The 16,239-nt window shown below is 39.9% G+C and carries 18 protein-coding genes; 9 read left to right on the forward strand and 9 right to left on the reverse strand.

All coding sequences use genetic code 11. The annotated features are described in order from the left end of the window. Window positions 1-123 precede the first annotated feature (123 nt). Window positions 124-2,208 carry an LTA synthase family protein gene (locus IGK85_RS04515; protein WP_016613914.1) on the reverse strand — a complete coding sequence of 695 codons (2,085 nt, stop codon included), beginning with the start codon at window positions 2,206-2,208 and terminating at the stop codon, window positions 124-126. Window positions 2,209-2,445: 237 nt separating this feature from the next. On the opposite strand from IGK85_RS04515, the gene IGK85_RS04520 reads away from it, so the two are divergent. Genes IGK85_RS04520 through ybaK form a run of 3 tightly spaced genes read left to right on the forward strand, consistent with a single transcriptional unit; the run spans window position 2,446 to window position 4,915 of the window. After that, window positions 2,446-3,615 (forward strand): class I SAM-dependent rRNA methyltransferase, encoded by a 1,170-nt coding sequence (locus tag IGK85_RS04520; RefSeq protein ID WP_035006533.1) that lies wholly within the window; start codon window positions 2,446-2,448, stop codon window positions 3,613-3,615. A gap of 5 nt (window positions 3,616-3,620) precedes the next feature. Continuing rightward, window positions 3,621-4,373, forward strand: coding sequence for a type I 3-dehydroquinate dehydratase (aroD, locus tag IGK85_RS04525; protein ID WP_008377653.1), 753 nt, complete (start codon window positions 3,621-3,623; stop codon window positions 4,371-4,373). A gap of 50 nt (window positions 4,374-4,423) precedes the next feature. Then, window positions 4,424-4,915, forward strand: coding sequence for a Cys-tRNA(Pro) deacylase (gene ybaK, locus IGK85_RS04530; RefSeq protein WP_008377655.1), 492 nt, complete (start codon window positions 4,424-4,426; stop codon window positions 4,913-4,915). 55 nt (window positions 4,916-4,970) lie between these two features. On the opposite strand, the gene IGK85_RS04535 is transcribed toward ybaK, so the two are convergent. Further along, window positions 4,971-6,008 (reverse strand): tagatose 1,6-diphosphate aldolase, encoded by a 1,038-nt coding sequence (locus tag IGK85_RS04535; protein ID WP_005237193.1) that lies wholly within the window; start codon window positions 6,006-6,008, stop codon window positions 4,971-4,973. 137 nt (window positions 6,009-6,145) lie between these two features. Next, window positions 6,146-7,408, reverse strand: coding sequence for an NAD(P)/FAD-dependent oxidoreductase (locus IGK85_RS04540; RefSeq protein ID WP_008377657.1), 1,263 nt, complete (start codon window positions 7,406-7,408; stop codon window positions 6,146-6,148). A gap of 160 nt (window positions 7,409-7,568) precedes the next feature. Here IGK85_RS04540 and gdhA point away from each other — a divergent pair, with 160 nt between their 5' ends. Beyond that, on the forward strand, window positions 7,569-8,918 hold the full coding sequence (gene gdhA, locus IGK85_RS04545; protein ID WP_008377658.1) for an NADP-specific glutamate dehydrogenase: 1,350 nt from the start codon (window positions 7,569-7,571) through the stop codon (window positions 8,916-8,918). 102 nt (window positions 8,919-9,020) lie between these two features. Next, entirely contained in the window at window positions 9,021-10,367 is a 1,347-nt protein-coding gene (locus tag IGK85_RS04550; protein ID WP_005229134.1) for a glucose-6-phosphate isomerase, read from the forward strand. Between the two features lie 102 nt (window positions 10,368-10,469). On the opposite strand, the gene IGK85_RS04555 is transcribed toward IGK85_RS04550, so the two are convergent. Continuing rightward, the gene (locus IGK85_RS04555) at window positions 10,470-11,693 is read right to left on the reverse strand and encodes a tyrosine-type recombinase/integrase (RefSeq protein WP_429972142.1); all 1,224 of its coding nucleotides are present in this window, start codon (window positions 11,691-11,693) and stop codon (window positions 10,470-10,472) included. Window positions 11,694-11,898: 205 nt separating this feature from the next. Here IGK85_RS04555 and IGK85_RS04560 point away from each other — a divergent pair, with 205 nt between their 5' ends. Continuing rightward, window positions 11,899-12,105, forward strand: coding sequence for a hypothetical protein (locus IGK85_RS04560; protein WP_311809366.1), 207 nt, complete (start codon window positions 11,899-11,901; stop codon window positions 12,103-12,105). On the opposite strand, the gene IGK85_RS04565 is transcribed toward IGK85_RS04560, so the two are convergent. From IGK85_RS04565 to IGK85_RS04585, 5 genes are all read right to left on the reverse strand, one after another. Continuing rightward, window positions 12,102-12,692, reverse strand: coding sequence for a TIR domain-containing protein (locus tag IGK85_RS04565; RefSeq protein WP_311809367.1), 591 nt, complete (start codon window positions 12,690-12,692; stop codon window positions 12,102-12,104). The two genes, IGK85_RS04560 and IGK85_RS04565, sit on opposite strands and share 4 nt — an antisense overlap. Then, window positions 12,692-13,195 (reverse strand): DUF4231 domain-containing protein, encoded by a 504-nt coding sequence (locus tag IGK85_RS04570; RefSeq protein ID WP_317756031.1) that lies wholly within the window; start codon window positions 13,193-13,195, stop codon window positions 12,692-12,694. Before IGK85_RS04570 ends, IGK85_RS04565 begins: the two co-directional genes overlap by 1 nt. Window positions 13,196-13,286: 91 nt before the next feature. Next, the gene (locus tag IGK85_RS04575; protein ID WP_311809369.1) at window positions 13,287-14,159 is read right to left on the reverse strand and encodes an Ltp family lipoprotein; all 873 of its coding nucleotides are present in this window, start codon (window positions 14,157-14,159) and stop codon (window positions 13,287-13,289) included. A gap of 11 nt (window positions 14,160-14,170) precedes the next feature. Next, window positions 14,171-14,650, reverse strand: coding sequence for an ImmA/IrrE family metallo-endopeptidase (locus IGK85_RS04580; RefSeq protein WP_429972145.1), 480 nt, complete (start codon window positions 14,648-14,650; stop codon window positions 14,171-14,173). Window positions 14,651-14,653: 3 nt separating this feature from the next. Further along, window positions 14,654-14,980, reverse strand: a complete 327-nt coding sequence (locus IGK85_RS04585) for a helix-turn-helix domain-containing protein (protein ID WP_429972147.1) — start codon at window positions 14,978-14,980, stop codon at window positions 14,654-14,656. A 168-nt stretch (window positions 14,981-15,148) separates the two neighbouring features. On the opposite strand from IGK85_RS04585, the gene IGK85_RS04590 reads away from it, so the two are divergent. The 3 genes from IGK85_RS04590 to IGK85_RS04600 all read left to right on the forward strand — a co-directional run bounded on the left by IGK85_RS04590 (window position 15,149) and on the right by IGK85_RS04600 (window position 16,237). After that, window positions 15,149-15,373 (forward strand): helix-turn-helix transcriptional regulator, encoded by a 225-nt coding sequence (locus IGK85_RS04590; protein WP_429972148.1) that lies wholly within the window; start codon window positions 15,149-15,151, stop codon window positions 15,371-15,373. Further along, entirely contained in the window at window positions 15,370-15,624 is a 255-nt protein-coding gene (locus IGK85_RS04595; protein ID WP_429972149.1) for a hypothetical protein, read from the forward strand. Before IGK85_RS04590 ends, IGK85_RS04595 begins: the two co-directional genes overlap by 4 nt. Window positions 15,625-15,688: 64 nt before the next feature. Beyond that, window positions 15,689-16,237: a hypothetical protein gene (locus tag IGK85_RS04600; protein WP_312727548.1), complete on the forward strand. Its 549-nt coding sequence runs from the start codon at window positions 15,689-15,691 to the stop codon at window positions 16,235-16,237. Window positions 16,238-16,239 lie beyond the last annotated feature (2 nt).

Genomic DNA, 16,239 nt, shown 5'->3' on the forward strand with positions numbered 1-16,239 from the left:
TTCTTGTAGTAAAATATCGAAGCTAAAAATGTGGCAAGAAAGTTCGACTTTTTCTTATCAAATAGTGCAAAAAAATCCAGCAAGGCAGGTGCCTTACTGGATTGATTATTGGTTGTTCTTACTTTACTCGCCGCTATCTTGTTCCGTCATCTGCTGGTATTCTTGGAAGGTTTTTGTTTGATACAGATCGACGGTCGATTGATTGCCATTTTGAGAAAAGGCACTAGTTGAATCACTGCCTAGATTCTTTTCAATGTCCATCATTTGCTGAAGGGCGTCTTTGTAGTTATAGGTCGAAGGATCAACTTCTTCTAGACCGCTTTTCGCGTAGAATCGTAAAAGGTCACCATTATTGATCTGATCAGAAACCGAAAGCTGCTTGTCGACTTTGGCTTTCCATTCATCGACTTTGGCTTGCAATTCATCGGATGGATCGTTGATCGGCATGCCGGTACGATTGTCATACAATGTACTGCTGTAGTAGGTGTAGTCTGGTGTCACAAAGTCGCCATCGCGGAAAGCAACCAGTTGTTCGTTTTGATCAGAGAATAAATCTTGTCCTAATTGGATATAGTTTGATGTATCCACACCCAGTAAGTGCAAGAGGGTTGGCAAGGCATCGACTTGGCCACCATACGTATGATTGATGCCGCCGTTTGATTGTCCTGGAATATGAATCATATAAGGCACACGTTGTAACGAGGCATTGTCAAAGTTTGTCCATGTAGAACTTGTTTTTCCAAGCAATTCTGCTAAGTTACGGTTACGAGAATTGGAAATTCCGTAATGGTCACCATATAAAACGATGACTGAGTTTTCGTATAAGCCACTTTCTTTCAAGTAATTGAAGAACTCTTCCACGGCTTTATCCAAATAATTCGCGGTTGCGAAATAGCCATTGATCGTTTGATCAGAAGTGTTCGCTAGCGGGAAGCCACCTTCTTCATTGGTAAATTCAGAATATGGGTAGTGGTTAGAAACCGCAATGAATTTTGAATAGAACGGTTGTTGCAGACGTTCTAAGTATTGTACGGATTGTTCAAAGAACGGTTTGTCATGTAGACCGTATTGGAATGAATTTTCATCATTGACATCATAATACGATGCGTCGAAGAAATAATCATAGCCAAACCGTTTGTAGGTTTCATTTCGGTTCCAGAAGGTACCGGTATTTCCGTGGAAAACAGCACTGGTATAGCCTTGCGTTTGACCTAAAATATCTGGCGCTGCCTCAAAGGTATTTTTCCCACCCAGTTGAGTGAATAACGCTCCTTGATTCAATCCAAACAGGGAATTTTCGAATAATGTTTCGGCATCACTGGTCTTCCCAGCTTTTACTTGGTGGAAGAAATTATCAAAACTAAAGGTACTATCGCTATGGTATAAACTATTGATAAACGGCATGACTTCATGTTCCACGCCATCTTCATCTTTCAATTTATAATCGATCAAGAATTGCTGAACACTTTCTAAGTGAATATAAATGACATTCTTGCCTTTTGCGATACCGAACAGATCATCATTTGGTTCTGCGTAATGTTCTTTAACATAGCTCTCTACTTCGTTCATGTCGTTGGGACTCGCTTCGGCACGTACTTGCGAAGCTTGATAAGTTTGTACCCCATCATAAACCGTAAAGGCGTTGATCCCAAGATATTTGACTAAATAGTCACGAGAAAACGTTCGAGTAAGCAATTCAGGACGATCCGCCTCTGCTAAGAAAAGGTTGGCAGAAAAGACCATGACAGCCAATGTTGAAATGGCGAAAGCCATCCGTGCCCGTACAGGACGAGTGTCCATTTTGATTTTCTTCATTGAAAAGGCTGCAATTAACACGATAAAGTCAATGAAGTACAACACATCGTAGGGACGGAACAAGCGAATTGCGCTTTCTCCTAGACCACTTGCTACTTTTCCTACACCGAGCATCGTGTTGATGGTGATAAAGTCAGTGAATTCTCGATAGTACGAAACATTAGAGAACAACAGCAGAGTCATCAAGAAATAGATCACAAGCATCGTGATATAAGCTGCTTTGGTTCTTCTTACGTACAATGCGATCGACAGCAACAACAAAGTCGTTGCGATCGGATTGATGAATAAGATGAAGTACTGAATGCTGCTTTCAATACCTAGGTGGAAGTCCACCATATAGGCAAAGATATTTTTTAGCCAAAATAATAGGGCTAATAGGAAAAAAAAGCCCATTCTTGTATTCACAAAGGTGGATACTTTATTTTTTTTCAAAGGAATCGTCCTCTCTTTTTCCAGTATAACCGGTAAATTACGATTTTACATCACAGTACATTTTACTAGGCTGTGAAAGACGTGTCAAATGAATTCCTTGTCATGACGCGGAATTAAGTATTTCTTTACTTTCAAGGATACAGACAATACTGTCGCTTTTTGCTATACTAAAAAGGAGAATGAATGGAGCAGATGAACATGAAAATAAAACTAACGAAGCAAGGATCAGCGAAGCTTCGCAAAAAGAATCCGTTGATCCAACGAGAAGATCTTCAACAAGCAATCGAGACGAAGGAGTGGGTCACCTTTATTGATCAGGCCAACCATTTCTTAGGTGTCGGCTATCTTGGGGAACAAAATAAAGGGATCGGATGGGTCTTATCCTTTGAAGAAACAGTGATCGACCAAGCATTCTTTGCGCAACGCTTTGCGAAAGCAAAAGGCAAACGCATTGCTTACTATCAAGATGACCTGACAGATGCCTTTCGTCTGTTTAATGGCGAGGGGGATCAATTGGGGGGACTTACCGTAGATTTGTATGGCGAGTATGTCGTTTTTTCTTGGTACAATGCCACCCTTTATCAACATAAAAAAGCGATCGTGGCGGCTTTTCGTCAAATATTTCCCGAGATCAAAGGGGCTTATGAAAAAATCCGCTTTACGTCTGAGCTGCCTGAATCAGCATGGGTCTATGGAAAAACGGCACCTGAACCCTTACTGGTGAAGGAAAATGGCGTCACGTATGCGACGTATTTGAACGAAGGACTAATGACGGGCATCTTTTTGGATCAAAAAGAAGTTCGTGGGCAACTTGTTGATGGCTTGGCAGCTGGCAAGACGGTTTTAAATATGTTCAGTTATACGGGGGCGTTTTCTGTCGCTGCTGCTGTCGGTGGCGCTGCTCAAACAACGAGCGTCGATTTGGCAAAACGCAGTCTAGAAAAGACCCGCGAACAATTTGCAGTCAACGGCATTGATCCAGATACCCAGCGTATCCATGTCATGGATGTTTTCAATTACTTCAATTATGCCAGCAAAAAAGACTTGCGCTTTGATGTGATCGTTTTAGATCCGCCGAGTTTTGCCCGCAACAAGAAAAAGGTCTTCTCGGTTGCGAAAAATTATGGCGACTTAGTCACTGATAGTTTGGCGATTTTAGCGCCTGATGGCTTGTTGATCGCCTCAACGAATGCGGCCAATCTTTCACCGAGGAAGTTTCAAGAAATGATCGAAGCATCCTTAGAGAAAGCACACGTTGCTTATGAATGTATTCAAAGTTATCGTCTACCAGCTGATTTTGCGGTAGATAAGCATTTTTCCGAAGGGAACTATCTGAAAGTATTCTTTTATCAAATGAAAAAGGAGTGAAGGAGATGAGCCGATCAAAACCAGTAACGTTAGACGGGAAAACACCGTTGATTTGTGTGCCATTGATTGGGAAAACCAATGAAGAGATCTTGAAACAAGCCATTGCTGCTGAGGAATCAGAGGCACAGATCGTCGAATGGCGTGTTGATCATTACAAACATGTCGAAGACCAGCAAGCGGTCTTAGATGCGTTATCACATATTCGCACGACATTAAAGCACAAAGAGCTGCTCTTCACTTTTCGAACCTTGGAAGAAGGGGGCGAGCGGGCGTTCACATTGACCCAGTACAAAGAATTGTGTTTAGCTGCTGCTGATTCAGGCTTGATCGATTGGATCGATGTCGAATTAGAGAAAGCTGAATTTTTAGGTCGAGCCTTTATTCAAGAAATCAAAAAGGCACAGGTAAAGCTGATATTGAGCAATCATGATTTTGAGAAAACGCCAGAAGATGCTGTGTTGATTTTAAAGATCGGCGTAATGAATCAATTTGGTGCCGATGTTGGCAAGTTAGCGATGATGCCCAAGCAAGTCCAAGATGTTTTACGTTTGATGGGGATCATTACTAAAGCGCGTGGCTTCAACCAACTGCCGTTGGCGATCATGTCGATGGGGGAGCTGGGGAAAATCAGCCGGATTAGTGGGGCATTGACTGGTTCGGTCTTTACTTTTGCTTCGTTGCAAGGTGCTTCAGCACCTGGACAAATACCGATCGAACGAATGACCAACTACTTACAAGAATTTTCACTCAATGAGTAAGACCAGCCAAGGCCTTCTCTTAAAAGAAACCAAAACAAAAGAGGGATAAAATGGCGAAGAAGAAACAAAAAACCAATGCGATCCGTCAAGTAGAACAACAGAAAATCGCTTATAACGAATACACCTATGAGTGGTCGGAAGACCATCTCGATGCGCAATCCGTCGCTGTGCAACTAGCACGCCCGCAAGCCATCTACAAAACGCTGGTGGCACTGGGCAACAAAACAGGTCCGCTAGTGGCTGTGATTCCTGGAAACAGAGAAGTGGATCTGAAAAAGTTAGCCAAAGTCAGTGGAAACAAAAAAGTAGAGATGCTGCATCTGAGAGATTTAGAAGAAACGACTGGCTATATTCGCGGCGGCTGTTCGCCGATCGGGATGAAAAAGCTCTTTCCTACTTATATTGATCGTGGGGCGCAGACACTGGAAGAAATCGTGGTTTCTGCAGGAAAGCGCGGGTTGCAGATGGGGCTTGCCCCACAAGCGTTGCAACAATTGACTAGGGCGATCTTTGCCGATTTGTTGGCACCTGAACACGAATAAAAAATCCCCGTGAACCATCTTGAAATGCCGTTCACGGGGATTATTTTGTACTATTTTATTCCATTACTTCAATATCGAAAACCTCAATATTTTCTAAACCACCATAAAAGTCAAACCATGGAGTGGCATATTGTTTTAGAATGGCGTTTAATTCTTCAACATTTTCTTTCCCTTGGGTGTCCAGCCATTCCAGTAATGCTTTGGCGCCTTGCTTCCCATAGATTTCCACACTATCGCGCCAAGTTGCTCGCCCACCTAAGATTCCTGAGAATTTAGCACCGTGTTGACCAGCAAAGGTCAATTCATCGCGAAAGACATTCGCTGGAACTCCCGCACTCAAATAGATAAATGGCCGAGTCGCGGCGTCACTGGCTTCTTTGAAGTAATTGGCTGCTTCTTCTTGCGTATAGACGGCCTCTAAGCCTTCTTTTTGGAAGCCTTCCACTAAGTCGAACTGAACCGGTACTTCGACTTTCAAAATATCGATATGGTAGTGATCTTTCGTCAATTCCTGAATGGTTCGGATGACCTTGCTCGGTTTGATCTTGGCAAAAGCAGGTGATTTGTCATCTGTGATCTCATCATCATAGACGATCGGTTCCACAAATAAGGGAATATCGGCCGCCTGTGCCTCCGTACCTAAACGCTCCAAAAACGCATGTTTGGTATCTAAAATCTCTTGGGGTTCATCTGGATTATAATAAACCAAGACTTTTGCAGCATCCGCACCTTTTTTCACCAAGCGCTGCAACGATTCATTGGGTAAAATCTCTGGCAAACGACCCGGCGTGTTGACATCATAGCCTGTTTTTTCATAGGAAAGGATCAAGCCAGCATTGGGATTCTTTGCTTCGATCCCTAAGAAGCCATATTCCTCATCTAACAGAATACTGCTGACATATTTGGTCAGTTCTTGGGAAACCAACTGTTTGAATTCATAAATGTGTTCCATCGTAAAGTCATCCGGTCCAGTTGCCGCCTTCATCATTTTTTTCATGGAACCACGTTGGTCGATCGCTAGTGCGGCAATCACACCGTCCTCATTTGAAAGTTTTTGCATTCGTTCAAATTTACCTCTTGAAATTCGTTTCATAAAAAAAACCTCCCTCGATCTTGCTATCTTTAGTCTACGCCTACTTTGAGAAAAACCCAACTAATAAGCAAAAAGAGAGGAGACCCAGGTGTTGGCAGCAACGGCAAGGATATTGCTGCCAACACCTGGGTCGTCGATCAATAACTGAAATAACTAGCTGTTTCTGCTGCGTTTTTTCCAGAAACATGACCCGTGCAAAACGCAGCGGTGATGTTGAAACCACCTGTATAACCATTGATATCCAGCAATTCACCGGCAAAATACAAGCCATTGATTTTCTTACTTTCCATGGTCTTAGGGTTGATTTCTTTCAGATGGACCCCGCCGCCCGTCACGAAGGACTTTTCTAATGGGAACGTACGGACAATGGTGATTGAAAAGCCTTTAATCAAGGAAGCGAGCGCCGTCAACTGTTCCGGTGAGGCTTTTTCAGCAACCAGCTCATGCAGGTCTAGCTGCTGCAAAAAGAAGGTCATCAAGCGCTCAGGCAAAAAGCCAGCTAAAGCATTCGGCAATTGTTTCTTCGAAGCCGCAGACTGAATCAATTCTTGGGTCAAGGCTTCCTGGGATTTCGTCGGCAGACAATCCAGAATAACCGTCACTGGTTGCTGCTTTTTCAATTCTTGGTTCACAAAAGAGGAACAGCGCAAAGCAGCTGGACCAGATAACCCAAAGTGGGTAAACAAAAGATCCATGGTATGGGCGACGATGGGCTTTCCTTTTTGATCCAAGACACTCAAGGTGATGTCTTGTAAGGAAATGCCCTGCAAGGTCCGCTCTTGAATAAAAGATTCTTCTGAAACAAGCGGCGATTCGGTTGGATAAAGCGGCGTAATGGTATGCCCGACTTTTTTCGCCATCTTATAGCCGTCCCCCGTTGCGCCCGTGGAAGGATAGGTGCGGCCACCCGTCGTCAAAATCACGCTTGGGGCAGAGAACTCATCGGTTTCGGTTCGTACGCCGCGTATTTGGCTGCCATCATGGATCAGCTTGGTTACGACCGTATTCGTCAACAGGGTGACGTGATGATCGTTGATTGCTTGAAGCAGCGCTTCGACGATGGTTTTTGATTTGTTCGTCACAGGGAACATCCGTCCGTGGTCTTCTTCTTTTAAGACGACACCTAAGTCTGCGAAAAACGCCATTACATCATAGTTATTGAATTGGGAAAACGTACTATACAAAAACTTGCCGTTTCCTGGAATATGAGCAACTAAATCATCTACCGGCCGATTATTGGTTACATTGCAGCGTCCGCCGCCAGTCATCAATAGTTTCTTGCCGATTTTTTTGTTTTTTTCGATTAATAAGACCCTAGCACCTTGTTTGGCAGCGGTGATCGCAGCCATCATACCGCTCGTACCTGCACCAACAACGATGACATCATAGGTTTTTTCCATTCTTCTCACCTCTTTGGGATTGTAACACATCGCCTATGACTGCTGAAAGGAGAGGGCGATTTTTTTCGAATGATAAAAAATTCTGACAATTCTAAAAAAAAGCGTGCAATTTCAGAAAATTTCTTTAAAATAGAAAATATCTTAAAGGAGGTAATGCACTATGACCAAAGCTTCAGCTTACGTGAAAGAAATTCAAGCGAAGATTCACGAGAAAGACCAACACCAACCGGAATTTCTTCAAGCAATTGACGAATTTTTGCCTACGATCGTTCCCTTTTTAGAGGAGCATCCAGAATATATTGAATCAAATATCCTTGCACTCTTAACTGAACCAGAACGTTTTATCCAATTCAGAGTCCCGTGGCAAGACGATCAAGGCAACTGGCAAGTAAACCGTGGCTATCGGATTCAATTCAACTCGGCAATGGGGCCTTACAAAGGCGGCTTGCGTTTTCACCCAAGTGTCAACTTGAGTATCTTGAAGTTTTTGGCGTTTGAGCAAATCTTCAAAAACAGCTTGACGGGTCTGCCGATCGGCGGCGGCAAAGGCGGAAGTGATTTTGATCCAAAAGGCAAATCAGATGCCGAAGTGATGCGTTTTTGCCAAAGCTTTATGACGGAGCTGTCAAAACATATCGGACCTGACCTAGATGTTCCTGCTGGCGACATTGGTGTCGGAGGTCGGGAAATCGGCTATTTGTTTGGTGCCTACAAACGATTGAAACAATACGATGCCGGGATTTTAACCGGTAAGCCACTAGACTTCTGGGGCAGTAAAAACCGCACAGAAGCAACGGGTTATGGCGCTGTTTATTTCGTTAAGCATTTATTGACAGACTTAGATGAAACATTTGAAGGCAAAAAAGCGATCGTTTCTGGAAGCGGCAATGTTGCGATCTATGCAATTGAGAAATTGCAACAATTAGGTGCGATCCCTGTCACATGTTCTGATTCCTCTGGTTTTATTTATGACAAAGACGGCATTGATCTGGCCTTATTAAAAGAGATCAAAGAAGTGAAACGCGAACGGTTGACGGCTTACGCCAAGGAACGGCCAACAGCGGAATATCATGAAGGGGCAACTGTCTGGGATTTTGATACTCCAGCGGAATTAGCCTTTCCTTGTGCGACCCAAAATGAGATTGATCTCTCGCAAGCCAAACGTGCAAAAGCCAATGGCGTCCGGGTCGTTTCTGAAGGCGCGAATATGCCTAGCTCATTAGAAGCAGCAGAATATTTTATTGAAGAAGGAATTTTCTACTGCCCAGGAAAAGCAGCCAATGCCGGCGGCGTAGCCGTTTCTGCTTTAGAAATGAGTCAAAACTCCCAACGATTGCAATGGGAAAAAGCCGAAGTCGATGCCAAATTGGATGATATCATGAAGTCGATCTATGAAGCATGCCGTGATACAGCTGAAACCTTCGATCAAAAAAATAATTTTATGTTAGGTGCGAACGTCGCAGGCTTTGAAAAAGTTGCTAAAGCAATGTTTGCTCAAGGACTTGTCTAAAATCACCCAACAGGCTACCTATCAGGAATTACTTGAAAAAAGTTGGAAAAAAACGTAAAGTAGGTAGTGTATGAAAAACTATTTTTTCAAGGAGGACAAATCATGTCACACATCAAGTTTGACTATTCGAAAGTAGCACCATTCGTAAACGAATACGAATTGAGCTACATGCAAAGTCAAGTTACAGCAGCAGACAAACAATTACGCGAAGGAACAGGTGCTGGTAGCGACTTTTTAGGTTGGATCGACCTTCCTAAAAATTATGACAAAGATGAATTTGCGCGTATCAAAAAAGCGGCTGAAAAAATTCAATCTGATTCTGAAGTACTAGTCGTGATCGGGATCGGCGGATCTTATTTAGGAGCGAAAGCAGCGATTGATTTCTTAAATCATTCTTTCTTTAACTTGCTACCAAATGAAGAACGCAAAGCACCTCAAATCTTTTTTGCCGGTAATTCGATTTCTTCAACATACTTAGCAGATTTGATCGAAATCATCGGTGACCGTGACTTCTCTGTGAATGTGATCTCAAAATCAGGAACAACTACTGAGCCAGCGATCGCTTTCCGTGTTTTCAAAGAACGTTTGATTGAAAAATACGGCAAAGAAGAAGCCAACAAACGGATCTACGCAACAACGGATAAAGCGAAAGGTGCAGTAAAAGTTGAAGCAGATGCTGAAAACTGGGAAACCTTTGTGATTCCAGATGACGTCGGCGGCCGTTTCTCTGTATTGACTGCTGTTGGTTTATTGCCAATCGCTGCCAGCGGAGCAGATATCGATGCCTTGATGCAAGGGGCAGCAGATGCTAGCGATGCTTACGCAAGTGACGACCTTGAAAAAAATGAAGCGTATCAATATGCAGCAATGCGTAACATCCTTTATCGCAAAGGCAAAGTAACCGAATTGCTGATCAACTACGAACCAGGCATGCAATACTTCTCAGAATGGTGGAAACAATTATTCGGCGAGTCTGAAGGAAAAGACCAAAAAGGGATCTATCCTTCAAGTGCAAACTTCTCAACAGATTTGCATTCTCTTGGTCAATACATCCAAGAAGGCCGTCGCAATATCTTTGAAACTGTCGTAAAAGTTGAAAAACCACGCAAATCAATTGCGATCCCTACACAAGAAGCTGATCTTGATGGTCTTGGCTACTTAGAAGGAAAAGAAGTTGATTTTGTTAATACGAAAGCTTTTGAAGGAACGTTACTTGCCCATACAGATGGGGATGTACCTAATCTGTTAGTAAAAATTCCTACAATGGATGCGTACACGTTAGGTTACACGATGTACTTCTTTGAGATCGCTGTAGGTATCTCTGGTTACTTAAATGGGGTGAACCCATTTGACCAACCAGGGGTTGAAGCGTACAAGAAAAACATGTTCGCCTTACTTGGCAAACCAGGTTTTGAAGATCTTGCAAAAGAATTGAACGAACGTCTATAAGCCAACGTTTTTAATACTCTTATAAATTAGTGGTGAACGAAACATGTTCGCTTTAGTTTGTAACTGGTGATAGTTTTGGTGATAGTGACAATCAAAAAGCACTCATTGCGAGTGCTTTTTTCTTTCGCTTTCGATGTAGTTTTCGAATTGTTCCATAGACTTCTTTTTGACTTCTGGTGAAATGTGGGCATAGATTTGAGTTGTTGAAATATCTTTGTGACCAAGGAAGTCTTTGATATCTTCTAAGGACAGACCAGCTTGACGAGATCTGACTGCAAATGTATGCCTGCCATCGTGGACTCTAATTTTTGGCAAATCAGCTTTTTCAGCAATCCGATTAAATGCACCATTCACTGATCGATCACGAACTATCTTACCTTTATATCTCTTACTGGTTTGTAAGAAGATAAATTGTTCGGCATCTTCAGTGGAAGGGAAGGTACCAAAAGTACTCAGGATATGATTTCTAAAAGCAAGGAGCGCCTGTTTGCTTCTTTTAGTCATAGGCATACTTCTGATACCGGCTGGTGTTTTTGGATCATCAGTAATGATAGCATTAATGTTCAAGCCTTTTTCAACTGATCCTAACCGTTCTCTCTCAATACTGATCATATTCCCACCGAAATCAATATCCTGCCACTGTAAACCCATTACTTCTGATTTCCTCAATCCTTGATCAAAGATTAGTAGGAAGAAGGGGTACCACAAAACCTCGGATTCTTTTTTCGCAAATTCTAAAAATTTATCAGCTTGCTGCAGATCATAATATCTGATCGATTCTTTTTTCTCAATCAATCTTGGAAATTCAACGAATTGAGTTGGGTTATCTTTTATATATCCTAATTGAATTGCTTTTTTGAAGGCATTGCTCAACGTCGCATTTACGCTCTTGGCAGTAGTGATAGACAGACCTTGTCCGCTTCTTCCTAAACCTGCCTTTGTAAGTAGTAGATTAATGAATTTTTGATGATCAGCTCGAGTATATTTGTTCAAGGAATATTTTCCAATATAGGGAATGATATACATCCTCATGTTGGATCTATGAACTACTCTTGTTCCTTCTTTTACCGCTTGCTTATAATTGTTTACCCAATCTTCAAGAAATTCTTCTATAGTTAAGTTATGTGGATTTTCTTTGAAATATTCTTCTGATGCTATCTTGCCTTCAATTATTTTGGCGTAACTATTTGCTTCATCAAATGTCTTAAAACCTTTTTTGTGTATTTTGTTTTGTTTTCCTGTTCCGGGATTGATTCCATTAGAAATGAAAACTTCATATCTATATTGTTTTGTCTTCTTCAAATAGTATTTCTTTATAGAAGCCATGAGAATTCTCCTTTCGTAATTATTATATTTAATTCCGAGATATCAGTTTAAATCATTCGAATGTCCACTTATATAATTAATTAATTCGAAATTTATTAAAAAATAAACGAACGTATGTTCTTTTGGTTTGAAAAGAAAAGCCCGAAGGCCAATCAGAACATATATTTTTAATTATGCTATAATGCTACTAAAGGAGGTTTTGATAATGCATAGTCCAAAAGAAGTGAAGGCAATAAAGAAACCTATACCAGTCAAGGCAAGACAAGTCAGAAGCAAAACTATTGTTAAAACAATAGAGGGGGAATTGACTGCACAGCCTGGTGACTGGATTATCACTGGGATAGACGGTGAAGAATGGCCAGTTAAAAAAGATATTTTTGAAAAAACCTATACCATAACTGAATCGAATTAAACAGGACGCACCTTTGTTTTATTAGCTATGGGTGCGCTTCGTTTTTTGAACGCATCATCAATATAGTTATTAGGGGCTTTAATAAAATCGTCCCACTTGACCAATACGCAATAATGGTCATCAAAAGACCATGCACATTTGTCATTCGGGATATAGTAGTTATAACTAAACTCTTTTATAACTGTCTGGTCATTAATTTTAACTGCATTATGTGTTTTTCCACAATCGGAACATAAATATTCACCCTGAAATACTGGATCATACATAGAAGGAAGAACGATACCAAGAATTCCATTTTTTGTACTAATTGAAGTGTTAGACAGAGAGGCTTGTAATTCTTTTTTTATATAATATTGATTTATAAAGGGATGTAAATTTTCTGCACTATTTGAGCCGATTAAACAGATTGTCACTGTTGAATCATTTAAGTAGTCTCGTCTAATTACTTTCATGATGTAATCTTGATCTTCTGAATTTATCGGTTCATTAAGTGATTTATCAATCATATCCACATTTAAATTATCTTGTATATATTTTTTGTATTCCATGTCTGTTGATTTAAAAGATATAAAACATTTATGTCCCATTAGTCATTCTCCTTTTTTTCTTTTTTTATATTTGCCCAATTAACATTTTCCTGTGAAATAATTGATTCTACTCTTTCAGCAAAAAATTTAAAAGATTCTTCATTATCACTATATACACCAGCTTGAGCTAAATACATATATTTTTCCTTCTTAAGAGTTTCACAGACTGTTCTGTATTCAACCCAATTTTCATTATATTTGCTCATGTTTATTATTCCTTGAGACAGAGTAGCTATTACTCCCAGTAAGCTCACAATCCACTTAGCCTTCTGACTAGAAAGGATTAAATTTGCTGCAACTGGAGATAATGAGGTACATAAAATGGTAAAAAAAGTGAATAACTTATACTTTTTTTGAGCACGAATGCTCTTTTTATCATACCAATTAATTTGATCATTAACTCGAGAAATTATATATTCTTTATGATCTTCTGATAGTCTGCTTAAATCTATTTCATTTGGAGCTTTATAAGGCCAAAGCAAATCGAACATTTTATCTAGCATAACGACTCCTTAAACTTTCGATTAATATTTTTATATAAAAGGGTGTGCATATTCAAATAGTAGCAAAAAAGAAAAGCCCAAAGGCTAATCTTTAATTTAAATTGTCGATTGCATATTGAGCTTCTTCTGGTGTGAACTTTTCATAGATTAACTGATCATATAAGCCAGAGTCAGAAAAAGAAGAATAGTCAAGGTAGTCTTGAGCAGTGGCAAATGCTTGTGATTTCCAATCAACGTCTATATTATCTACAGCATATCTTGCAGCATCATCAGGGTATTGTTCATAAATGAGCTGATCATAAAGACCTTCTTTTGAAAAAGAAGTGTAATTTAGATAATCAATAGCAGATTGTTTAGCATTAGCGTATTCTCTAGGTAAACTTGCTTCAGCCTCAGCTGCCTCGGTTTCTTCTTTTTCTTTAGATGCCGAAGCTTCTTGAGCAGCTTTTTCTTCTTCCTGTTTTTGCGCTAAAACTTTAGCATTGGGTTTTACAATTATTTTTGCACTAGTGTTTCCGCCATCAAGTCTAGAATTTATAGTAAGTTCTTCTTTTTTATCACCAGTTAGAGAATGATTCAAAGAAAACTTTCCATCTTTATCAGCTTCAACTGAGTCACCAATTATCCCCAATCCTACAGAAACCGATGCACCAGGATTTGTTGTTCCAGTGATTACGGCGTTACCTTCTTCGTCAACTTCTAGTTCTTCATTATCTAATTTAAGTTCAACAACTACAGAATTACTACTAGAACTCTCTGATTCTTTGATCGATTCAGTAGTAGTAGTTGCAGTTTCCGCTACTTGTTTCTCATCCTCTCCTGAACCTAGAATACCCACCAGTGCAAATGAAATTGCAGCTAGCCCAATTGCGATATTTCTTTTACTTGAATCTGGTTTTCTTTTAATAAAATACCAAATACCAACACAACTTATAATAAAAATTAAACTAAACAACCCTGTCATTTACCCATCTCCTAAAAATTATTAAATGATTTTAAAACTGCTACAGTCCCATTCGGTTGGAATAGGAGAGTGTAGTTGTTTTCTGTTTTAATGCCGTTCCATTTTCTTGCATACCATTTTACTGCATCCTTAAATGTTAATTCAGACACTTGCAAATGTTCAGCACATTCCCAAATAGAGACACATCCCGCCTCAAAACAATCTATGATGTCATAAGGTGACACTAGCATCACAGCACCAATATCACGAGCTTTTTTCTCTTGTTTTTGATTGGTAGGGTTATCTAGATCCACTATATCACCAACTGAGGTAAGGTAGTGAGCAATTTCTTCAGAAATTGTGGCTGCCAATTCAATTGCTGATTGCCCTGGTCTCAAATATATTGTTTTCCCAATAATTAGCCCATCCTGATGATCTGGCATACCTTTTTCAAATTTATATGTGAGTTCATCATATTCAGCCATCAAACGTTCAGAAATATTCAAATACATCACCTACTCTTTGTCATGGTCTCTCATCTTAATAAATTTGATGAAGTCTTGTACTTCTTGTTTTTGTTTTTCAGTCAAATCATCATCAACGTGAGTTGCAATGAGGAGATTAGGATCTTTTTTAGTATTCGTTGAATCGGTTCTACCGTGCAAGTAATCAAGGCTGACCTTAAAAAAATCTGCTATTTTATTTTGAATATCAACATCAGGGGTACGTCTACCTTGTTCATATGATGAATATGTAGTACGTGCGACTCCCAAAATATCGGCCATTTCAGCTTGGGTTAATTTTTTTTGCTTTCTTAAATCCATAAGTCTATGACCAAACATCTAAGCACCTCCAATGCTTCAATATGTAATAATGATACTACGCAATGCGCGTATGTTAAAACAAAAAAATAAAATGTGTCAAAAAGAATAATTATTTGTTGACATGTGTCAAAATGCGTAGTAATATAAAAGTACGCAATACGACACATTGAAAGGAGAATTATTTTTATGGAAAAATGGTTAACTAAATTGCGTTTGGAAAAAGATCTAACACAAGATGAAGTTGCTCAGTTATCAAACATTCCAAGAACAACATATTCATCTATAGAGCAAGGGAGGCGGAGACCATCTGTTGAAAAAGCTATGAAAATAGCAGGTGCTTTAGATTTTGAATGGACTCTTTTTTTTGAACCTAAACTACGCAAAATGACACGTGAGGAGGTGACGAAATGAAGGACAAACCGCAAATGATTAAGGCTAATGTCGATTCGGGATTTTTACCACGCTATATAGAAATGATTATTCCTGCAATTAAACGCAAGTTTAGCATTTCAATCGGTATTGAAGGCGAACTGTTCATAAATCCTGGCGGTGTTGAAGAAATCATCATGCGTTTTTTAGCTACCGATGAAGTAGCACAGGACATTTATTCCTATATTGACGAAAAATGGCAGTTCGCCACAACACCAGAACTTGTTGCTTAAGTTCATTTTAAACGACAATTGACCGTTTGTGCCAAAAACAATAACGAATAAAAGGAGTGAAAGCATGCCGAAAGCAGCAAAAATCGGTCGGACCTTAAAACTATCATTATTTCTTTCGGGAAAGAGACAGAAAGAATTAGCGATCGATGCTAGTACACCAAATGCAACAGTAAGTGATCATTTTAATGGAGCCAACGTCAATATTGACAAGGCAATCGAGTATTTAGAGGCAATGAAAGAAAATGGGTATCAAGCCACTGATGAATTAACAGGAGACATCAGTTATAAATACTTAGGATTTTTTAAATCAATGGATGGTCAACTGGCAGATGTTAAATCAACGAATGATCTTGAGATATTTCAAGAAATCGAGTCAGATGAAAGAAAAGAACGGAAGAAAGTAGTTCAAAGAATCGTAGCTGAATCACAAGTAAGAATGCTGACTGATGTTGAAAGAACTGAACTTAGAAATTACACAGATGAATTTCTGGATGAAATTATTGTAGAAATGGCGATCGTTTTTTCTATCTTGAAGATTTTGAACGTCACTATCCAAGAGGCTATTAAAGCAAGAATGCCTCACTGGATCAAAAAAAGATATATGAGGGGGTAAAC

It is taken from the genome of Enterococcus sp. AZ015 (assembly GCF_050499225.1).
Classification (GTDB): Bacteria; Bacillota; Bacilli; order Lactobacillales; family Enterococcaceae; genus Enterococcus_D; species Enterococcus_D entomosocium.

Bases quoted from the DNA above. Each gene is read 5' to 3' on its own strand.
- IGK85_RS04515 (WP_016613914.1), bottom strand. From the start codon at position 2,208: ATGGGCTTTTTTTTCCTATTAGCCCTATTATTTTGGCTAAAAAATATC.
- IGK85_RS04520 (WP_035006533.1), top strand. From the start codon at position 2,446: ATGAAAATAAAACTAACGAAGCAAGGATCAGCGAAGCTTCGCAAAAAG.
- aroD (WP_008377653.1), top strand. From the start codon at position 3,621: ATGAGCCGATCAAAACCAGTAACGTTAGACGGGAAAACACCGTTGATT.
- ybaK (WP_008377655.1), top strand. From the start codon at position 4,424: ATGGCGAAGAAGAAACAAAAAACCAATGCGATCCGTCAAGTAGAACAA.
- IGK85_RS04535 (WP_005237193.1), bottom strand. From the start codon at position 6,008: ATGAAACGAATTTCAAGAGGTAAATTTGAACGAATGCAAAAACTTTCA.
- IGK85_RS04540 (WP_008377657.1), bottom strand. From the start codon at position 7,408: ATGGAAAAAACCTATGATGTCATCGTTGTTGGTGCAGGTACGAGCGGT.
- gdhA (WP_008377658.1), top strand. From the start codon at position 7,569: ATGACCAAAGCTTCAGCTTACGTGAAAGAAATTCAAGCGAAGATTCAC.
- IGK85_RS04550 (WP_005229134.1), top strand. From the start codon at position 9,021: ATGTCACACATCAAGTTTGACTATTCGAAAGTAGCACCATTCGTAAAC.
- IGK85_RS04555 (WP_429972142.1), bottom strand. From the start codon at position 11,693: ATGGCTTCTATAAAGAAATACTATTTGAAGAAGACAAAACAATATAGA.
- IGK85_RS04560 (WP_311809366.1), top strand. From the start codon at position 11,899: ATGCATAGTCCAAAAGAAGTGAAGGCAATAAAGAAACCTATACCAGTC.
- IGK85_RS04565 (WP_311809367.1), bottom strand. From the start codon at position 12,692: ATGGGACATAAATGTTTTATATCTTTTAAATCAACAGACATGGAATAC.
- IGK85_RS04570 (WP_317756031.1), bottom strand. From the start codon at position 13,195: ATGCTAGATAAAATGTTCGATTTGCTTTGGCCTTATAAAGCTCCAAAT.
- IGK85_RS04575 (WP_311809369.1), bottom strand. From the start codon at position 14,159: ATGACAGGGTTGTTTAGTTTAATTTTTATTATAAGTTGTGTTGGTATT.
- IGK85_RS04580 (WP_429972145.1), bottom strand. From the start codon at position 14,650: ATGTATTTGAATATTTCTGAACGTTTGATGGCTGAATATGATGAACTC.
- IGK85_RS04585 (WP_429972147.1), bottom strand. From the start codon at position 14,980: ATGTTTGGTCATAGACTTATGGATTTAAGAAAGCAAAAAAAATTAACC.
- IGK85_RS04590 (WP_429972148.1), top strand. From the start codon at position 15,149: ATGGAAAAATGGTTAACTAAATTGCGTTTGGAAAAAGATCTAACACAA.
- IGK85_RS04595 (WP_429972149.1), top strand. From the start codon at position 15,370: ATGAAGGACAAACCGCAAATGATTAAGGCTAATGTCGATTCGGGATTT.
- IGK85_RS04600 (WP_312727548.1), top strand. From the start codon at position 15,689: ATGCCGAAAGCAGCAAAAATCGGTCGGACCTTAAAACTATCATTATTT.